Raw genomic sequence first — 17,908 nt, forward strand, 5'->3', positions numbered from 1 at the left:
CTTCACAGACAACAAGCCCTTTCGGTTGCTTGAGCAATTTCTTCAAAAATATTGTCTAACTTTTCGGGGTCACTTCATGTTTGAGTACCGGGTATTTTTATTGTTTACCGAAAACCCCCGGCTGTGCCGGGGAGTTCACAAAAAGCTTTAGCGTTGCATAGGAAATAAAAACTCCTTTTGATACAATAAAGATGCGGTCTGCCAACTGCACTAAAGTATCAAAAGGAGGACAAAAGGCATGACGCCTAATGACAAGAATAGTTTAGCACATACAACATGAACTGCAAATATCACATAGTATTTGCGCCGAAGTATCGCAGAAAAATCTTTTACAAAGAAAACCGTGTGGAAATAGGGAAGATATTGAGAGAATTATGCAATTGGAAACAAGTGAAAATAGTAGAGGCGGAAGTGTGTCCGGATCATATCCACATGCTGGTGGAAATACCGCCTAAGATGAGTGTTTCCAGTTTCGTAGGTTTTCTCAAAGGGAAATTCATAAAAACCTTGGGAACCGCATGAAACCGGGGGTTTCGGCCCATGGAGCCAGCCGATTTACCACTCAATTACCACTTTTGCAAGACAGGACGGGCCTTGATATGCCAATCCAACCGGGAGCGAAAACCGCCGTACAGGATTTCCCATACGGCGGTTTCCTTTTATGAGCGCAGGGCATCGCGCGGGAGCGTGGTCAAGCCATCGTGGAATACCGGACCGAACGCAGCGAGGGAGGATATGCCGCGAAAGGGCTTGAACAAAGCGGAGCGCCACACTCGAAAGTGGAGGCAAGACGGGGCGTCTTTCCTCCTGCCCCACGGCGAGTGTGGGGTGCGGGGCGACGCCCCGCAGGAAAGTTTAGGGTTGCCGTCCGGCCCGCCCTTTTCAAAGGGCGAAGAGGACCTACCGCACGATGACGGCACATGTTGCTATCCAAACTGCTGTCATTGCTGTCATTGCCGTCACAGGTTCGGATGGTGGAAGCTCGGGAGATTCCTGTCCCCTGTAAGGGGAGGGGAACAGGGACGATGGTTCGGACGGAGCCAAGACAATCGAAACCAGCCGGGGTCGTTACGCCCGGAGAAGCCGGAGAACCCCCTGAACGCCATTTTTGAGGTCCGGTAAACCAAAGCGGATGTCGGGCATCCCTTTTATGCCATCCGCGATTCAGGGGTCTGTTGAGGACCTAGCTTCTGACGCCTCCCACCGGTGGTCGTACCCCTCAGCCGGGCGGGCCTCTTATATACCGTGCGAAAAATCTCCCGAGCGCGCCGGTGTCGCCGTCATCACCGTTACCAGCGGTGTGCTATGATGGCTATGTTTTTAGATTCGTTGACCCCGATGTTACCAGCATCGGGGTCTTTTCCTATTCACCGTCTCCCCGGCGTGTCCCGTTGGTTCCGGTGATTCCTGTGTATAATGATGAATCGCGGCGGATGTCGGCCATCCCAATTTTCGCCATCCGCCGCACCATCTTCCCCGGCCTTCCCCAGCGCCGGGGCTTTTTATGACCGGCGTGTCACATCCGTGTTTCCCGTATAATAGGGAGCGGGCGGAGGCTTGAGGTACAGCTCAAATACTCCTGGGTCTCAGCCCCTTCTCTCATGAAACTCACCCCCGAGGGTTTTCCACCTTCGGGGGATTTTTATGTCCACCATGAATCCGTTGAGTCCTTCGTTTCCTGTGGTATCCTTTTTGTCAGGCGGCGGTTGGAAGCGCATTCGTAACCCATAGATGCCGTCACACAGTCCAATCTCTGCCTGCGGCCCCGGTCTTCGGATCGGGGCCATTTTCATTCCCCATTGGCAGCAGACGCATTCCGCATCGTGTAGAGAATGAGGCTGCCGGGAAAGGAGGTGCCACGGGTAAGATGGAAGGGATACGGCAGCCCAATACGCCCGCCCCGGCGGGAGAAAGGAAGGAACAACATGGCACAGGATATGGGCGACGATATAGGAGAGCGGATTTTCCGACTTCTTGGACGCGCAGTCGGGTATGGAGTGCGCCGTTTCCTCGCGGACTACCAGAGAAATGCGGAGCAATGGACCCGGCAGCGGTTCATCGAAAACGGCATGGACCCGACCCAAGCACAGGCCCAAGCGCAGGCCGCAGCCGCCCGCGAGGCGGTCTGCGTGCCGTTCGGCGGCGCACAGGACGCGGCCCTGTTCGCACAGATGTGCCGTCAGGACGGCGTGTACGCCATGCCGCTCACGGACCCGCAGGGCAACGGTTTCCTTCAGTTCGCCGTGGCGGACCTCGACCGAATGCAGTCCAGCATTTCCCAGTTCGCACAGGAGGTGGCACGCCAGCATGAACAGTGGATCGGCGAAACGCTCCGCCAGCCGGTCAGCCCGGAGAAGCTGCCGCAGCTCAGGGAAATCCCCATCACGGATCGTCCCCGCACCGCGCCGAAGCAGGCTCCCGCACAGGAACACGCCGCGCAGGCGCAGGAGACCCCAAGCCGAACGCAGACCATCGCGGAGAAGGTGAAGGACGCCCGCGACCACTGCACCAACTTCGAGGACTTCCGCCAGCGGCTCGCCGAACAGGGCATCGGCGTCACCACCACCATGACGGGCGAACTCATGTTCTATGAGGCCCGCATGGGTGCGGACGGACAGCCTTTGCCCTTCGAGCACCGGCAGGACTGGTCCGTTGGGGCCGACACACTTCAGAAAAACTACGGCGTGGACGCCCGACAGGACTGGTTCACACGCAACCGGCCCACGGTATCGGACGGTTCGCTGGATCAGCGCGGAGAGACCCCGGACCTGAATCAGGGCATCCGCTCCCATGACGGCATGGACACGGATACGCGGACCACGCGCATGGAACGGGAGCAGAACGGCACGGATGTCCCGCCGTCTAAGGTCCGTGAGGAGAACAATCGCCCATACAGCCTCGATTCGGAGGCCAAGGCCGCAAGGGATGCCAGCAAACAGCTCGCCAAGGAGAGCGGTCAGGCGCAGGAGCACGTCACCGACATCTCGGACAAGCTCAACCCGGTCCGATAGGAGGCGGCACATGGCAAAGCACAGCGGCAACCCGGAGGTCAGCCGGAAGATGGGCGTCTCGGCGCTGGTCACCTTCCTGCTGTCCGTCCTCGGCTTCTACCTCGGCGACCGATACGGGGAGGCCATCGCCTCCCAGCCGGGTAACTTCTTTGACCACTGGGGGGACGCCTTCACCGGCATGTGGCCCCTCATCCTCGACCGTCCCCTGCATCTCGACCTGTCGGCCACATCCCTGCTCGTCGGTCTCGGCATGTTCTGCGTGGTGTGGCTGGTATGGCTGCGGTTCGTGGCTTTCATGGGCAACTACCGTGCGGGCGAGGAGAGCGGTTCGGCACGCTGGGGCACCCTCAAGGAGGGCAAGGCGTTCAAGGACCAGACCAACGAGGACAACAACCTGATCTTCACCCAGAACTACGGACTCGCCCTCTACCGGCCCAAATACAATCCCGAGCTGGACCGGAACCTGAACGTGCTGGTCATCGGCGGCTCCGGCTCCGGCAAGACGTTCAACTACGTCACCCCCAACATCATGCAGCTCAACGCCAACTACTTCATCACCGACCCCAAGGGCTATACTTGAAGAGGATAGAGAAAGGATGCGTCACACGAGATAAAAGTACATAACGAAGGGAGGTTAAAACCGTGGCAAAGAAAGAGGAAATCAAAATCACAGCGTTGTATGAGCGACTGTCCAGAGATGATGAACAGGTTGGAGAATCCAACAGTATCCAGAATCAGAAAATGTACCTTGAAGAATATGCCCGTCAGCATGGTATGAGAAATATCCGGCATTTTTCGGACGATGGGTACAGCGGTACGAACTTCAATCGTCCCGGCTTTAACGCCCTTCTGGAAGAAATTGAAGCAGGTCATGTGGCTGTCCTGATCGTAAAGGATTTAAGTCGTTTTGGCAGAAACTACCTGCAAGTCGGCTACTATACCGAGGTTGTTTTCCCGAAAAAGGGCATCCGGTTTATCGCCATCAATAACAGCGTGGACAGTGCCAACCCCTCAGACAATGACCTTACCCCGTTTTTGAATATCATGAACGAGTGGTATGCGAAAGATACCAGCAACAAAATCAAGGCGGTATTCAAAGCCCGGATGAAAAACGGCATGAGGTGCAGCGGCTCTATCCCCTATGGCTACAAGCGCACCAAAGAGGACAAGCAGCAGCTGCTCGTGGATGAACCGGCTGCCGAGGTTGTCAGGAAAATCTTCCGTCTGGCTTGTCAGGGTATTGGAGTGACTGCCATTGCCGAAATGCTGTCAGCGGAAAAGATACTGATACCGTCTGCTCATGCCGCCAGGTATTTTCCTGAAAATTGCAGACATAGCGAGGTTGCAGACCCCTACCGCTGGAGTGCAACCACCGTAGGGTACATTCTGGACAGGCAGGAATATCTGGGACATACAGTGCTGGGCAAATCCATCTGCGAGAATTTCAAAACGAAGCAGCGCAGAGCCGCCACAGCCGATGAACTGATGATTTTCCCCGATACCCATGAAGCCATTATTGAACAGGACACATGGGAGATTGCCCATAAACTGCGGTTGCAGAAGCGCCCGAAAGCAGCCAACGGAACCTATACCCACCGTCTGTCCGGCTTGATTTACTGTGCAGACTGCGGCGCAAGGATGAATTTTTGCAGCCCGGACAGGGTGAAAAGCGGGAAACGGTTTGATTCAGATTCAGCTTTTCAGTGCGGAAATTATCGGAATACTGCCGGTCAATGTGTATCCCATTTTGTCAAAACATCGGTTCTGGAAGCGGTAATTTTACAGGCAATCCAAGCGGTCAGCAAATATGCCCTTGAAAATGAAGCCGAGTTTGTTGCCCAGCTCAAAAGCATCTGGAATGAAAACCAGAGCAAAAACACAGACAGCGGACAGCGGGAACTGGAAGAAGCCAGAAAGCGCATGGCAGAGCTGGACACCATGATCCAAAACCTGTACGAAAGCTCCGTAAAAGGTGTGCTGCCGGAACGACAGGCGCAGCGCATGATCCAGCAGTACGATGAAGAACAAATCCTTCTGGAACGGCGGGTACAGGAGCTGGAAAGCCAGATTCAGCAGGAAACCGTAAAGAAAGCAGACACTGAGCGTTTTCTGGCACTGGTCAGAAAATACCGTGACTGCATAGAACTGACCGATTCCATGCTCTACTCTTTCATCGACCGGGTGGAAGTTCATGAAGCAACTGGTGGGCGCACCATCTACCGCCAGCAGAACATCGACATCCACTTTAATTTCATCGGCAGCTACTACCCACCTGTTGGAACTGTGTCCGAGGAAGAACGGATTGCCGCCATAGATGCGGAGCAAAAACGGAAAAAGCAGGAAAAAGGCAGACGAGCCAATGAACGCAGGAAACAGAAAATAGAAGCCCTGCGACTGGCAGCAGAAGCCGGTGATCCGGAAGCGATTGCCCAATATGAGCAGCATTTGAGCAAACTGCGGGAGCGAAACCAGAAGTACCGCCAGAAAATTCGGGAAGCCCGAGAAGCTGACCCGGAATATCTCCGGCAGTTGGGTGAAAAGGAGCGTATCCGTCAGGAAAAGCTGCTGGAAGCCGAGCGTAAGCGTATAGAACGAGCTACCCGGAAAAAGAAACTGTCACGAGCAGAGCTGAAAGAAAAAGCCAAAACTGACCCGGAAGCAGCCGAGCAATGGGCGGCAATGAAAGCCAAAGAAGCCGAAGCCCGGCAGCGCAAAAAGGAGCGTGAAGAAGCCCGGATAGCGTCAGACCCGGAGTATGCGGCTATGATGGCAGAGCGTAAGGCTGAATATACCCGCACACGGACAGCCAAACGCAAGGCTGAACACGATGCACTGGTTGAGCTTGCCAGGACTGACCCGGAAGCTGCCCGACAGCTGGCTGAAAAGCGGAAATACCAGAGCGAAGCAACCACAAAATCCCGTCAGAAAATGAAAGCGGCGGCAGATGCTGGTGATCCCGATGGAATCAGGCGTTATGAAGCCTACCTTGCCAAACGCAGGGAGGATTATCATAAAAAGAACCAAAGTAAGGAGGAAATATCCGCATGAAAGAGTTAAAACCGAGAATCCACGAAAACGGCATGGACTATGTGCTGGTGGGCGATTACTATGTGCCGGATTTGAAGCTGCCGGAGGAACACCGCCCCATTGGTCACTGGGGACGGCTGCACCAGTCCTATCTGAAACAGTTTCGCCCGATGGTTTACAGTGACCTGCTTTTGTCCGGCAAGCTCCACACTGTCCTTGCCGATCTGAACGAACAGGCAACGGATAGGCTGCACCTGATTATCCGCCAGATGGCAGAAGCCGAGGGTGTGACCGAAGCCATGAAAGCTGAAAATCAGATGTTGTGGGTGCAGTCCATGAACTCCATCCGCAGCCGGGCTGAGGAAATCATCAAGGCAGAGTTAATCTACTGCTGAAGGGAGGTGGTGTTATGATTTTGGAAGAGATGTACAGCGGGAGGTTTTATCCATGTGAAACAGTTGTCCCTACATCGGAAGTATACCGCAAGGCGGTCAAAGCCTGTGAAAAACTGATGGAGCAGTTGTCCCAGCGGCTCAGCAAAGAGGACTATGAGCTGGTGCAGGAACTCCGGGCGCAGACAGCAATCGCCCAATGTGAAGAAAGTGAAAGCCACTTCAAATACGGCTTTTCCGCTGGGCTGATTGTTCAGCATGAAGCCTATGAACAGGTCAATGGAGAGAAATAGCCATGTTTCTGATAAAGCTGTTGGCATTGCCGCTGTTGGCAGTTGTGACCCTGATTCAATGGGTGGCAATCTTCCTGACTTCCTTTTCTGCTATCATTTTTGACCTGCTGGCAGGAATGATCTTCATGATTACGCTTGCAGGGCTGCTGTTCGGTGTGTGTACCGGCATGGAAGCATTAAAAATGCTGGCAGTCAGCTTTGCAATCTTCATCATCCCCCAGATAGCGGAATGGCTGATTGAAAGAATTGTAGACTTAAACTACGGACTGCGTGATTTTATCAAGTCCTGACCCGACAATTTCATATCGTTCACAAAGCGACAGGTATTCCTATGGGAACTATCTGCCGCTTTTATTTTTATCAACTTCAAGGAGGACTATTTTATGAAAATGAGCATTGGTGAAAAGAAAATCCTGTTTGTCTTTGGCTGTCCCAACCGTGAAGCAACGGTGGATCGTCTGTATCAGGTGGCAGACCTGATTCCCGACCCTGCCGGAGGGAAAGTTGTGGAAGCTCTGGCTGACAAACTGGACAGCGAGGGCGTAGAAAAGTGGTATCGCTGCTTCTTCTACAATATGAAGCTGGAGATGGAAGCCTATTACCGGCACAAGGCTATTTTGAAGCGCATCGTGGGCGGCAGCATGGAGGTTGACAATGACAAGATTGACGAAGATTGAGAAAGAAACCATCATCCTGTTCAACGAGGGAGAAAGCACTGCCAGCATCTACACCTACAATGCCGGTCTAAAAAAGCGGCTGGCAGCGTTCAGCAAAAAGTATCCTGACCTGTGCCAGCTGGAAAAGCCGGAGTGTATGGGCGGCGTGTCCTATCTGATCGACAAGTCCCGGCTGTCCATCCGCTTGCAGCCCCCATACAGCGAGGAACGCAGGCAGAAAGCCAGCCAGTACGCCCGGCAAAATGGTTTCAGCGGCAAGACAAAGTAATGCAGCGATAAGGGTTGATTTACAGCAAAAAGCCGGGTGCAGACCCGGCTTTTTGTCTGGCTTTTTAGACGGAGCTATTCCCTATCCAGTACCATAGATAATGAAAGATTGTCCGATTTGGGAGCTGTTTTTCCAGTCGGAAGAAAGGAGGAAAACCAATGGGAAATTTATATGGTTATATCCGTGTCAGCACCAGGGAACAGAATGAGGACAGGCAGCTTCTTGCCCTGAAAGAGCTATCTATCCCGGAGAAAAATTTGTTTATAGATAAGCAGTCCGGCAAAGATTTTGAACGCCCGCAGTACCGGAAAATGGTACGGAAATTAAAAAAAGACGATCTGCTCTATATCAAGAGCATCGACCGTCTGGGGCGTAACTATTCTGAAATTCTGGAGCAATGGCGGATCCTGACTAAGGAAAAAGGCATTGACATTGTGGTGCTGGATATGCCCTTGCTGGATACCCGCCGGGGAAAAGACCTGATGGGTACATTTTTAAGTGATATTGTCCTGCAAGTGCTGTCTTTTGTGGCAGAAAACGAGCGCACCAATATCCGGCAGCGCCAGGCAGAAGGGATTGCCGCAGCCAAAGCGAGGGGTGTTCGTTTCGGCAGACCACCGAAGCCTTTGCCAGAAAACTTCCATCATGTGTACCAGCAATGGAAAAACGGCAAAATTACCGGTTCAGCTGCTGCAAAGCTGTGCGGGATGCCGCTTTCTACTTTCCGCTATCGTGCGGAGATTTACGAAAAAGCCAAGTTGTTGTGAGTAGGGATTTTTACAGGAAAGTCTACATTCCTGTAAACTGCATATTCCCTCTAATAAAAATTATTATACGCCAACAACAAGAAAAAATCCAGTGGTTTTGGCGAATTTTGGCACAATGACTACTGCCAATTTAGCAATTTGTACTGCTTGCAAAAAAGTAGACTTTCCCGTAAGGATAAAATTTAGGAGGGATTCTAATGGCATTTTGGGATAACCTTAGCCAAAAAGCCTCTGAAACCACCGCAAAAGCTATGCAAAAGGCAAAAGAAATGTCCGATATTGCAAAGCTGAATTCGATGATTTCTGAGGAAGAAACAAAAATCAATAACACATACTATCAAGTTGGCAAGCTTTATGTGACCATGCATCTGCAAGATCACGAAGAAGAATTTGCCGGTATGATTGCTTCACTTGTGGAAGCAGAAGAAAAGATTAAAAACTATCGCCAGCAGATTCAAGATATCAAAGGTATTGTTCGCTGTTCGAAGTGCGGTGCAGAAGTCCAATCAGGTGTTGCTTTTTGCAGCTCTTGCGGTGCTCCTATGCCAAAAGTCCAGCCTGTAAACATCGATGATATGGTGAGATGTGAAAGTTGTGGGGCTATGGTCAAAAAAGGAGTTCGCTTCTGTACCTCTTGTGGTAAGCCGATGGCTCAAATGACAGCGTCAGAAACAACGAGTATTCCTGTAGCAGAAAGCGAGGAACAAGACAGAGTTTGTCCGAGCTGTGGCGCAAAAATTGAAACTGGAGTTGCTTTTTGCACAGAGTGCGGAACGAAACTCTAAATGTCGAGAAGGAGGAGTGAACTATGGCGTTTTGCGGAAAATGCGGTGCCCCTTTGGATGAAGGAAAATTTTGTCCCAATTGCGGTGCCCCTGTCGAACCGGAGAAAAGTGAGTCTGGTGTTACTACTCTCTCTCGTCCACCCCGAAAAGCAGGATTATGGAAAAAAGTAGTATTAGGAGTTGCTGTACTTGCGGTCGCAATCTTTGTAGTAACACGATTTACTTCGATGTCTGATGAGCCGTGTGATTGGTGTGGGAATAGCCCGTCAGTTGCTTATAAGATGAGTGATGATTCATATTCCTATGTCTGCAAAGATTGCAGTAAAAAATGTGCTTGGTGTGGCGAGAAGGCAACAAAACACTATGAAAACCTGGCACATATGATGGTTTTTGTATGTGATGATTGTTATGAAGGGCTACAGTAATTTACATATAGGTTGGAGGAACGAGAAATGCATAAGGTTAAAAAATATTTAGTAAGCCTTTTAAGTGTTGTACTACTTATCGCTTCATTAGCGGGGTGTGGGTCTAAATCGCCTTCTGATTTAATTGTTGGTCGGTGGATTTTTGAAGAGGATTCTACTTCTGGTTTTGAATTTTTCTCGGATGGAGACGCAATTGGGTTCAATGGGGATGACTCTGATGAGGCTAATTGGAGTATTTCAGAGGACTCACTAAAGCTTTCTAATCCGTATGGGGACGATACATTATTGTTTAGTATAGAAGAGCTGACAGAAGACCGTCTGGTTCTCTCTATGGAAGGAACGGATCAGGAGTTGGTTTTGAATAAGGATAAAGAGTAAGGAAGGTTAAGAAAATGCAAAAAACAAGATTAGGTATTTCTGTGGGAATGCTGGGAGCAGCTATTTACCTGACAGGGCTGTTTAGCGGATATCTGGTTGCTGTACTTATCGCTGGCTATGTGTTGTTGTTTGAGGAAAATGGTTGGCTGAAAAGAAGTGCCGTAAAAGCGGTGTCTTTGATGGTATTCTTTTCTTTTATTACGGTACTGATCAATTTGATTCCGAATGCTATGGGTTGTATCGGTTATATTGCGGCTATGTTTGGCGGCAACTTCCATGTCGAATTTATCTCTAATTCAGGGAAAGGAGGGTCACATGGAAGAACTGGTCCGTATTGCCGCGAAACCCATCGCCTTTTTGGGTGCGACCGTCCTGTTCATCGGTCTCATCTATCTGGGCATCCAGCTCAAGGACGGGATGCGCGGAGGAGGCGGCGAACTGGCGAAGGCCATCGCCCTGATCGTATCGGGAGGGATCGTCACAGGCTTCGCCGCGCTCTACGGGTTCACAGGATTCTGAAACGACAACCCATTCACACAACAAGAAAGGAACAACCACCATGCTCGACAACGTAGTGCAGATGCTCACCCAAGGCGTCACCTTCCTCGGCGGCGTCCTCATCGTCTTCGGACTCATCAACCTCGGCATGACCATCAAGGACGGCATGCAGGGCGGCGGCGGACAGCTCGCCGGTGCCATCGCCATGATCGTGGGCGGTGCCATCGTCGTAGGCGCTGCCGTCTACTTCGGCTCCCTCGACACCTCGTGGACCGGCGCGGCCGCCATGACCGTCAACACATACACCGTGGCCCCCATGGATTCACAACTTGACGTGGCTGCGTCATCCTTCCACCTGATCGCCTGAAAGGGGGAAGCCCATGCTCTCCGTGACCGTACACAAGGACATCGCCGAGTACCAGCCGAAGGTCGTGGGCAAGATGACCGGGCGCACCCTCGTCTCCGTGGCGGGGGCGCTCGGCGTCAGCGTGCTCACCGGCGTCTACCTGTACTTCGTGCTGGGCCTGAACCCCGGCGACTACATGATGGTGATCTACGCGGTGAGCCTGCCGTTCTGGTGCTGCGGGTTCATCCGCCCCAAGGGGATGCCCTTCGAGAAGTTCGTCCCCTTGTGGCTCCGCGCCAAATTCACCGACGACCGCATCTTCTACACTCCCTCCATGACGCAGAGCGGGCTGGTACGTGACCCGGACATCCACATACAGAAGAAAGGAAGTATCTATGGAAAATATTACCGGAAGCAGGGAGAACTCAAGGGAATCGAGGCATATTCCCCCCGCGCAGGCCGGGTCATCGTATGAGGACGATCCCATGACCGCCAACTTCGACATCGACGAGTTCGTCCACGCCACCGGCGCGGGCGGCATCGACCCCCGGCCCGCATACAGCGATGCGGGGGCCATCGACGTGGACGCCCTCGGGCAGGTCGCCCCCCGGCGTGGGCGCACCGCCCACGGGCGCAAGCTCACCCGGAAGGAGAAGAAGGCCGCGAAACGCGACATCGCCCGACGGGAACGGGAGGCGAAGAATGCCGAGAAGAACGCCAAGCGCAGCTATAAGTCCATCAAGTCGCAGCTCAAGGACCGCGACAAGGAGCTGAGCGACAAGACCGAGGGCTTCCGCCGCAAGCGGGAGGCGGCGAAGACCGTCACCGACTACATCGGATACAACAGGATGTATCAGGACGGCATCTGCGAGGTGGAGGAGGGCCTGTTCTCCTCGTCCATCGCGTTCGACGACACCAGCTACCACAGCGTGCGCGACGAACAGCAGAAGGCCATGTTCTCCGCCCTGACCCGCCTGTACGACCAGTTCGGTGCGAACACCCTCGTGCAGATGAGCGTCGTCAACACGCCCCTTCTGCGGGAGGAGGTGGGCCACCGGAGGTTCTTCAACCCCAACGCCCAGTCCACGGATGCGGCCCGGCACGACGCCCAACTGTTCAACGACATCCTGAACGACAAGGTGAAGGAGGGCGTGAGCAACATCCGCCGCAACCGCTACCTGACCTATTCCGTGTCGGCGGACACGGCGGAGGACGCCGCCCGGCAGCTCTCCCGCATCGAAACGGAATCCAGCCGCATCCTGAACTCCATGGGGTCCAAGCCCCATCTGTTGAACGGCACCCAGCGGCTCAGGGTCATCCACAGCTTGTTGAACCCGTACAAGCCGTTCTACTTCGACTACCAGCGAGACATCTCCGCCCGCAGCGTGCAGACCACCAAGGACTGCATCGCGCCCACGCAGATCGACTTCAAGCCGGACGGCATGTACAACGACTGCTTCCAACTGGACAACGGCGTGTACGGGCAGGTACTCGTCATGAAGAAGTTCGGCTCGGAACTCTCCGACCGCGCTTTGGCGGACATCGTGGACCTGCCCATCCCCATGGAGGTCACATGGTACGTGCAGCCCATGGACAAGTCGAAGGCCATCAACTTCGTGCGCAGCCGCTCCGCGTGGATCGACAAGGAGATCATCGAGGAGCAGCGTTCGGCGGTGAACAAGGGGTACGATTTCAGCATCCTCCCGCAGGAGCTGAAATACTCCAAGGAGGAGACCGAGGACGTGCTGGACCACTTGCAGAACAAGAACCAGCGGCTCTACGTGTTCACCGGCCTCATCTACACCTACGCGCCCACCAAGGAACAGTTGGACCAGCAGGTGATGCGCATCATCTCGGTCGCCCGCCAGTCCTCCATCGAGGTGGACACCTACGACTACCGGCAGCGCCGTGGCCTGAACTCGATCCTCCCCTTGGGCCACAACCATGTTGAGATCAGCCGCATGTTCACCACCGCGCAGGTCGCCATCCTCGTGCCCTTCGCCACGCAGGAGCTGGACGACAAGGGCGGCAACTACTACGGACAGAACAAGCATTCGCGGAACCTCGTCATCTGCAACCGCAAGCGGCTGACCAGCCCCATGGGCTTCGTGTGCGGCAAGACCGGCTCGGGCAAGGGCATGTTCGTCAAGACCGAGATGACCGGCACCATCTTCACCAACCCCACGGACGAAATCTACGTCATCGACCGTGCGGGCGAATACACCGCCATCGCCGACCGGTACGGCGGCACCACCTACCATTTCGGCGTGGGTACCGGCACCTACCTGAACCCCTTCGACACGGTGAGCGTGGAACATCTGACCCGCAGCGAGCAGATCGCGTTCAAGATCGACGCCATGCTCGCGCAGGCGGGCGCGTCGGCTGCGGAATCCGGGCAGTCCCTCTCCGAGGTGGACCAGTCCATCATCCAGCGATGCGTGGAGCTGGCCTTCCAACGGGCGGACGAGCGCGGCGACGGGCTGCCGCCCACCTTGCAGGACTTCTACGACATCGCCCGAGAGCAGCCGGAGCATCTGGCACAGGTCATCGCCCTGCGGTACGAGCGGTTCGTCAAGGGGTCCATGGACTTCTTCAACCACCAGTCCAACGTGGATTTCAACAGCCGCATCGTGGACTTCAACCTGAAGGACCTGCCGGACTCCATGCTGGTGTTCGCCCTCATCAACGTGTGCGAGGCCGTGCGAAACCGCATGTACTTCAACGCCCGCAGGGGCGTGCGCACATGGCTGTACGTGGAGGAGATGCAGAGCATGTTCGCCTACCCGACCGTGCTCAACTACTTCAGCCGGTTCTCCAACGAGGGCCGAAAGTTCGGCCTGCTCCTGACCGGAATCACCCAGAACGCGGTGGCGATGCTCAACAACAGTGCGGCACGCAACATCGTGCTCAACGCCGACTTCCTCATGCTCCTGAAGCAGTCCCCTCTGGACCGCATGAAGTGGACGGAGCTGCTGAACCTGTCCGAGCAGGAGGAGGAGTGCATCGACGAGAGCGCGGAAGCGGGCGACGGCCTGCTGATCGCCGGGAACGCCCGCGTACCCATCCGTGGACGGTTCCCCTCCGGGAACGCGCTCTACGATCTGTGGAGCACCAACCCCAACGAAACCAAGGACAAGGACAGCGGGAAAGGCAAATGATCCCGGCGGCATCAGGCAGCCGGTAGGAAAGGACGGTGATCGTCGGTGAAGGCTTCGGATTTAGTCACCACCTCCGAACAGAAAGTGCTCGCGGGCGAAAGGCTCCTGTTCACGGAACAGACCGACGCGGTGAACACGGGCCTCGTGAACAGCGCCGACAAGAGCGGCAGCGTCCTGAAGGACCGCCAGCTTCCCACCGGCGGGCCGTCCTCCACAGGCCGCCGTCCTCCCATGGCCGACGGCCCACAGCCGCCCCGAGGCAGACGGGACCCCGCCGGGGGATGGAGGACCATATCCGACGGGCAGGCCAAGAACCCCAATGCGCCGGATGCCAGCCTGACGGCACAGACGCACCGCCACATGGCGGCAGCCATGGGCAAACGCACTGCGGCGACGGCAGCCGGGGCGGTTGTCCACAACACCTTGCAGGACACAGAACTGGACGGCGCGGACAACCTGTATTACGAGACGAAAGGTACGGTGTCCGGCGCAAAGGCCGTCTACCGGGCCATCCGTAAACGCTTGGGAGCCTCCCCGCAACCGACCGGAACACGCGCGGCGAGCCGTGGCGTGGACGGAGTGCTGCGTGACGGCCCGGCGAACAGCAGGAGAACCATACCCACACAGGGCAATCCCCTTGGCGGTCTGTCCGAGAAGAAATACCTGAAAAAGGCGGCGGACCCCGCCGCCGTGAAACGCAGGGCGCAGGCCGCAGGCTACGTCAAACGGCGCACCTATCAGGCGGCGGCAAAAAACGCGGCGGCAGCCGCGTCGAAGACAGCCGCCGCCCATTCCGCCACCACGGCGGGCCTCAAAGGGGCCGCAGGAGGAGGGCTGAAGGCGGTCGCGGGGGCATTCGGCGGGCTTCTGGCCCCCCTTCTGGGCATTCTTCTCGTCGTCGTGTTCATCGCCGTGCTGGGCGGGGCCTCCGGGTCCTCCACTCAGCAGCAGAATCAGGTCAGCCTGAACGGCTTGAGCGGTGTGCAGTTGGAGGTAGCCACGGCCCTCTCTCAAGCAGGCTACGGACCGGTGCAGATCGCCTCCATCATGGGCAACATCCAAGGCGAATCCGGCTGGGACCCCACCGTGGGAGACGCCTCCTCCGGGTACGGTCTGTACCAGTTCACCGGAAGCTCCTACACGGCCTTCGCCAACTGGTGCGACGCCAACGGCAAACAGAAGGATTCCGCTACAGCCCAGACCGAGTACATCGCCTCCAACCTGCAAGGCTTATGGGGCACCGCCCTCCATGAGAGCGGCTACTACGGGGCCATCACCGACTACGCCGGAAAGGACGTAAGCTACGAGGCATGGCAGTCCAGTACGGATGTGGGCTTTGCCACCTACGCTTTCATGGCCTGCTACGAACGGCCCCGCTCCGACGTGGCACCGTCCTCCTTCACCGAGGACCGACTGCCCGCAGCCCAGCAGTTCTACGCGCTGCTCACCGGCGGGGCGGGCGGCTTGGGCGAGGACTACGCCAACGCGGACGAGACCGGAAAAGCCATCGTCAACGCGGCCCTCGTCACCCCATGGCCCGGCGCGGACCTGTGCGCCACATGGGTCAGCCACGTCTACCAGCAGGCGGGACTCGGATACCCCACCGGCAACGGCAACTCCATCCTCGCCGGATACGCCACCTCCTCCGACTGGGCCAACATCAAGGTCGGGCAGATCATCTCCGCCCAGTACGGCAGCGGCTCCGCCGGGGCAATCTACGGGCACACCGGCATCTACATCGGAGATGGCAAGGTCATGGACAGCATCTCCTCCGGCATCCGCACCAGCTCACTAACGGACTGGATCGCGGAGAACGGGCGCGGCTGGGTCGTCTACGGCTGGCCGTGGTAAAGGAAAGGACAACCAACATGGACAAGTTCAAAAAAATCGTCACGGAACACCGGACGGCGGCCCTCATCTGCCTGTTCCTCCTCATCGTGTTCATCGGCGGCAGCGCCATGAGCGCCGTCAACGTGGCCCACCACCGCGCCGACATTGCCGCCCAGCAGCAACAGCAGGCGGAGGAGGAACAGAAAACTGACGAGGAAAAGCAGCAGGAAAAGGAGGAGGCCGACCCCGACCTCACCGACACGCAGCGCAAAGCCATCGACAACTACGACGATGACACCAAGGCGTTCATCGAAACGCTGTCCGCCTCCGTCTGGTCCGCCAACAACGGCACCGACACCCTGCAATTTACCGGACACACCTACACGGAAACCGTGAACGGTAAGGCCACCGAACACACCTACGCCGTCACCCGATTGGAGAAGGGCACCGACACGGCGGGTATGGAGATCGACACCGCCGTGTTCGAGACGGACACCGGCACCCATGTCATCCGCTACACCTGCCAGACAGGCACCGGCGAGGTGACGGACACCCTCAGCGCCACCCTGTCCAGCGGCACCGCCTTCCAACTGCAAGACACGGACTATGTACGGCAGAACCCCGTGCAGAACATCACCGTGGAAGGGTTGAACGACGAGATCACCGCCCTGCTGGGCGGCGCGGACACACTGACCAGCGAACTGAGCAAATGGTGTGCCGCCTACTATCCCACCGCCTCCACGGCATCGTGGACCGGCATCGCCACCATCGACTACAACGAGAACACCATCACCACCGCGTTCACCCTGACCATCGCGGATACCGCCCCCGGTTCCGGCACCGCAACCGTATCCGCAACCTACCACCGTGCGGACGGCACATACGAGTTCGGCCTGTGACCGGCGGACGCAAGAAAGGACACCCATGAATAACATCACCATCACGGAAACATCCGTATACGACAGGCGGCGCAGGTGGCTGCGCATGGCGGCGATAACCGCCGTCGCCATTGCCCTCGTCCTGCTGCTTCCCGTCACGGCCCACGCCGAGGAACCGGAATACCATTGGATCACCGACTTCGGCGGGAGTCTGCGGAAATTCATCTGCTCCATGATCCTCGGATGGGCCACATCGATCTTCAACGTCTACAACCAGCTCATCAACCACGTCGGCACGGAAGCCCTGCTCAGCGGTCCCTTCGATTCGCTGCTGGGCACCGATATGTACAACCTGACCAACAACATCTTCCAGACCGCCGTGATCCCCGTAGGCGAATCCATCCTCGCCCTGTTCATGCTCGTCCAACTGGTGAAGATCAGCCAGCGCATCGACGCCACCAGCACCCTGCCCGCTGTCAAGGAGATCGTCTTCCTCGCGGTCATCTACGTGCTGCTCCACTGGTTCATCAACAACAGCCTCGACATCATGCAGGCCATCTACGGGATCGTCAACGACGACATCATTCCCACCATCGGCTCGGTGGGGGACAGCACCGGCGAAGCGGGCGTGTTCAGCCTCGATGGCGTCACGCAGGACCAGTGGGACTCAATGAACATCGGAGATTGCTTCATGACCCTCATCATGTCCGTCATCTGCCTGCTCTTCGGTCTTGTAGCCTTCGTGCTCGGCTTCGCCATGTGCTACGTCCGCGCATGGCAAATCTACATCTACGCCGCGTTCTCCCCGATCCCCATTTCACTCCTCGGTTTCGAGGAAACCCGACAGATGGGCATAGGGTTCCTGAAGAACTTCGCGTCCGTCTGTCTGGCCGGGGCGATCCTGCTGTTCCTGTTCGTGGCCTACCCATTCGTGCTCGCGGGATCGGTGTCAAGCCTCAGCGCGGGCAATGACATCCTCTTCCTTATGACCACATCCAGCGCGGACAGCCTGATAAACCTTCTCAAAGGCGTCGCAATCAGCGTCGTCCTCATCTTCATGATCGTGAAATCCGGCGGCATCGCCAAGGAAATCCTCGGAAGCTGACATGCCCCGCCATGACCCCGGCGGGCATCCAGCCCGCCGGATACAATGGTGGTACCCGAAAGGGACCACG

At 56.1% G+C, this 17,908-nt stretch carries 19 protein-coding genes and 1 pseudogene; all 20 read left to right on the forward strand.

The window, feature by feature from the left end; all coding sequences use genetic code 11:
• Window positions 1-238 precede the first annotated feature (238 nt).
• A pseudogene (gene tnpA, locus I2E77_RS06230) lies at window positions 239-495 on the forward strand (IS200/IS605 family transposase); the annotation flags it as partial.
• A gap of 1,430 nt (window positions 496-1,925) precedes the next feature.
• Complete coding sequence (locus tag I2E77_RS06235; RefSeq protein WP_195450825.1) at window positions 1,926-3,011, forward strand: hypothetical protein; 1,086 nt, start codon at window positions 1,926-1,928, stop codon at window positions 3,009-3,011.
• A gap of 10 nt (window positions 3,012-3,021) precedes the next feature.
• Window positions 3,022-3,591 (forward strand): type IV secretory system conjugative DNA transfer family protein, encoded by a 570-nt coding sequence (locus I2E77_RS06240; protein ID WP_195450826.1) that lies wholly within the window; start codon window positions 3,022-3,024, stop codon window positions 3,589-3,591.
• Between the two features lie 62 nt (window positions 3,592-3,653).
• Entirely contained in the window at window positions 3,654-6,059 is a 2,406-nt protein-coding gene (locus I2E77_RS06245) for a recombinase family protein (RefSeq protein WP_195450827.1), read from the forward strand.
• Complete coding sequence (locus tag I2E77_RS06250; protein ID WP_142692024.1) at window positions 6,056-6,433, forward strand: TnpV protein; 378 nt, start codon at window positions 6,056-6,058, stop codon at window positions 6,431-6,433. The genes I2E77_RS06245 and I2E77_RS06250 overlap by 4 nt, the downstream gene beginning before the upstream one ends.
• A 14-nt stretch (window positions 6,434-6,447) precedes the next feature.
• Complete coding sequence (locus tag I2E77_RS06255; RefSeq protein ID WP_195450828.1) at window positions 6,448-6,723, forward strand: DUF6809 family protein; 276 nt, start codon at window positions 6,448-6,450, stop codon at window positions 6,721-6,723.
• A gap of 2 nt (window positions 6,724-6,725) precedes the next feature.
• Window positions 6,726-7,013, forward strand: a complete 288-nt coding sequence (locus I2E77_RS06260) for a CD1845 family protein (RefSeq protein ID WP_195450829.1) — start codon at window positions 6,726-6,728, stop codon at window positions 7,011-7,013.
• Between the two features lie 93 nt (window positions 7,014-7,106).
• Entirely contained in the window at window positions 7,107-7,400 is a 294-nt protein-coding gene (locus tag I2E77_RS06265; protein WP_195450830.1) for a hypothetical protein, read from the forward strand.
• On the forward strand, window positions 7,378-7,668 hold the full coding sequence (locus I2E77_RS06270; RefSeq protein ID WP_195450831.1) for a molecular chaperone: 291 nt from the start codon (window positions 7,378-7,380) through the stop codon (window positions 7,666-7,668). Before I2E77_RS06265 ends, I2E77_RS06270 begins: the two co-directional genes overlap by 23 nt.
• A gap of 158 nt (window positions 7,669-7,826) precedes the next feature.
• Window positions 7,827-8,435 carry a recombinase family protein gene (locus I2E77_RS06275; protein ID WP_195450832.1) on the forward strand — a complete coding sequence of 203 codons (609 nt, stop codon included), beginning with the start codon at window positions 7,827-7,829 and terminating at the stop codon, window positions 8,433-8,435.
• A gap of 197 nt (window positions 8,436-8,632) precedes the next feature.
• Window positions 8,633-9,220, forward strand: coding sequence for a zinc ribbon domain-containing protein (locus tag I2E77_RS06280; RefSeq protein ID WP_195450911.1), 588 nt, complete (start codon window positions 8,633-8,635; stop codon window positions 9,218-9,220).
• Window positions 9,221-9,243: 23 nt separating this feature from the next.
• Window positions 9,244-9,645, forward strand: a complete 402-nt coding sequence (locus tag I2E77_RS06285) for a zinc ribbon domain-containing protein (protein WP_195450833.1) — start codon at window positions 9,244-9,246, stop codon at window positions 9,643-9,645.
• A gap of 27 nt (window positions 9,646-9,672) precedes the next feature.
• The gene (locus I2E77_RS06290) at window positions 9,673-10,023 is read left to right on the forward strand and encodes a lipocalin family protein (RefSeq protein ID WP_195450834.1); all 351 of its coding nucleotides are present in this window, start codon (window positions 9,673-9,675) and stop codon (window positions 10,021-10,023) included.
• A gap of 276 nt (window positions 10,024-10,299) precedes the next feature.
• Entirely contained in the window at window positions 10,300-10,542 is a 243-nt protein-coding gene (locus tag I2E77_RS06295; RefSeq protein WP_195450835.1) for a hypothetical protein, read from the forward strand.
• 40 nt (window positions 10,543-10,582) lie between these two features.
• Window positions 10,583-10,888, forward strand: a complete 306-nt coding sequence (locus tag I2E77_RS06300; RefSeq protein ID WP_207738205.1) for a hypothetical protein — start codon at window positions 10,583-10,585, stop codon at window positions 10,886-10,888.
• A gap of 13 nt (window positions 10,889-10,901) precedes the next feature.
• Window positions 10,902-11,342 carry a PrgI family protein gene (locus tag I2E77_RS06305; protein WP_195450836.1) on the forward strand — a complete coding sequence of 147 codons (441 nt, stop codon included), beginning with the start codon at window positions 10,902-10,904 and terminating at the stop codon, window positions 11,340-11,342.
• Between the two features lie 10 nt (window positions 11,343-11,352).
• Window positions 11,353-14,025, forward strand: a complete 2,673-nt coding sequence (locus I2E77_RS06310; RefSeq protein WP_207738206.1) for a VirB4-like conjugal transfer ATPase, CD1110 family — start codon at window positions 11,353-11,355, stop codon at window positions 14,023-14,025.
• A 45-nt stretch (window positions 14,026-14,070) separates the two neighbouring features.
• Complete coding sequence (locus I2E77_RS14080; RefSeq protein WP_195450837.1) at window positions 14,071-15,876, forward strand: phage tail tip lysozyme; 1,806 nt, start codon at window positions 14,071-14,073, stop codon at window positions 15,874-15,876.
• Between the two features lie 17 nt (window positions 15,877-15,893).
• Window positions 15,894-16,754, forward strand: a complete 861-nt coding sequence (locus tag I2E77_RS06320) for a hypothetical protein (protein WP_195450838.1) — start codon at window positions 15,894-15,896, stop codon at window positions 16,752-16,754.
• 25 nt (window positions 16,755-16,779) lie between these two features.
• On the forward strand, window positions 16,780-17,838 hold the full coding sequence (locus tag I2E77_RS06325) for a type IV secretion system protein (RefSeq protein ID WP_195450839.1): 1,059 nt from the start codon (window positions 16,780-16,782) through the stop codon (window positions 17,836-17,838).
• Window positions 17,839-17,908 lie beyond the last annotated feature (70 nt).

Source organism: Anaeromassilibacillus sp. 1001302B_160321_C8 (assembly GCF_015554745.1).
GTDB lineage: Bacteria > Bacillota > Clostridia > Oscillospirales > Acutalibacteraceae > Anaeromassilibacillus > Anaeromassilibacillus stercoravium.

Bases quoted from the DNA above. Each gene is read 5' to 3' on its own strand.
- I2E77_RS06275 (WP_195450832.1), top strand. From the start codon at position 7,827: ATGGGAAATTTATATGGTTATATCCGTGTCAGCACCAGGGAACAGAAT.
- I2E77_RS06320 (WP_195450838.1), top strand. From the start codon at position 15,894: ATGGACAAGTTCAAAAAAATCGTCACGGAACACCGGACGGCGGCCCTC.
- I2E77_RS06265 (WP_195450830.1), top strand. From the start codon at position 7,107: ATGAAAATGAGCATTGGTGAAAAGAAAATCCTGTTTGTCTTTGGCTGT.
- I2E77_RS06285 (WP_195450833.1), top strand. From the start codon at position 9,244: ATGGCGTTTTGCGGAAAATGCGGTGCCCCTTTGGATGAAGGAAAATTT.
- I2E77_RS06270 (WP_195450831.1), top strand. From the start codon at position 7,378: ATGACAAGATTGACGAAGATTGAGAAAGAAACCATCATCCTGTTCAAC.
- I2E77_RS06240 (WP_195450826.1), top strand. From the start codon at position 3,022: ATGGCAAAGCACAGCGGCAACCCGGAGGTCAGCCGGAAGATGGGCGTC.
- I2E77_RS06300 (WP_207738205.1), top strand. From the start codon at position 10,583: ATGCTCGACAACGTAGTGCAGATGCTCACCCAAGGCGTCACCTTCCTC.
- I2E77_RS06325 (WP_195450839.1), top strand. From the start codon at position 16,780: ATGAATAACATCACCATCACGGAAACATCCGTATACGACAGGCGGCGC.
- I2E77_RS06310 (WP_207738206.1), top strand. From the start codon at position 11,353: ATGACCGCCAACTTCGACATCGACGAGTTCGTCCACGCCACCGGCGCG.
- I2E77_RS06255 (WP_195450828.1), top strand. From the start codon at position 6,448: ATGATTTTGGAAGAGATGTACAGCGGGAGGTTTTATCCATGTGAAACA.
- I2E77_RS06305 (WP_195450836.1), top strand. From the start codon at position 10,902: ATGCTCTCCGTGACCGTACACAAGGACATCGCCGAGTACCAGCCGAAG.
- I2E77_RS06280 (WP_195450911.1), top strand. From the start codon at position 8,633: ATGGCATTTTGGGATAACCTTAGCCAAAAAGCCTCTGAAACCACCGCA.
- I2E77_RS06290 (WP_195450834.1), top strand. From the start codon at position 9,673: ATGCATAAGGTTAAAAAATATTTAGTAAGCCTTTTAAGTGTTGTACTA.
- I2E77_RS06260 (WP_195450829.1), top strand. From the start codon at position 6,726: ATGTTTCTGATAAAGCTGTTGGCATTGCCGCTGTTGGCAGTTGTGACC.
- I2E77_RS06235 (WP_195450825.1), top strand. From the start codon at position 1,926: ATGGCACAGGATATGGGCGACGATATAGGAGAGCGGATTTTCCGACTT.
- I2E77_RS06295 (WP_195450835.1), top strand. From the start codon at position 10,300: ATGTCGAATTTATCTCTAATTCAGGGAAAGGAGGGTCACATGGAAGAA.
- I2E77_RS06250 (WP_142692024.1), top strand. From the start codon at position 6,056: ATGAAAGAGTTAAAACCGAGAATCCACGAAAACGGCATGGACTATGTG.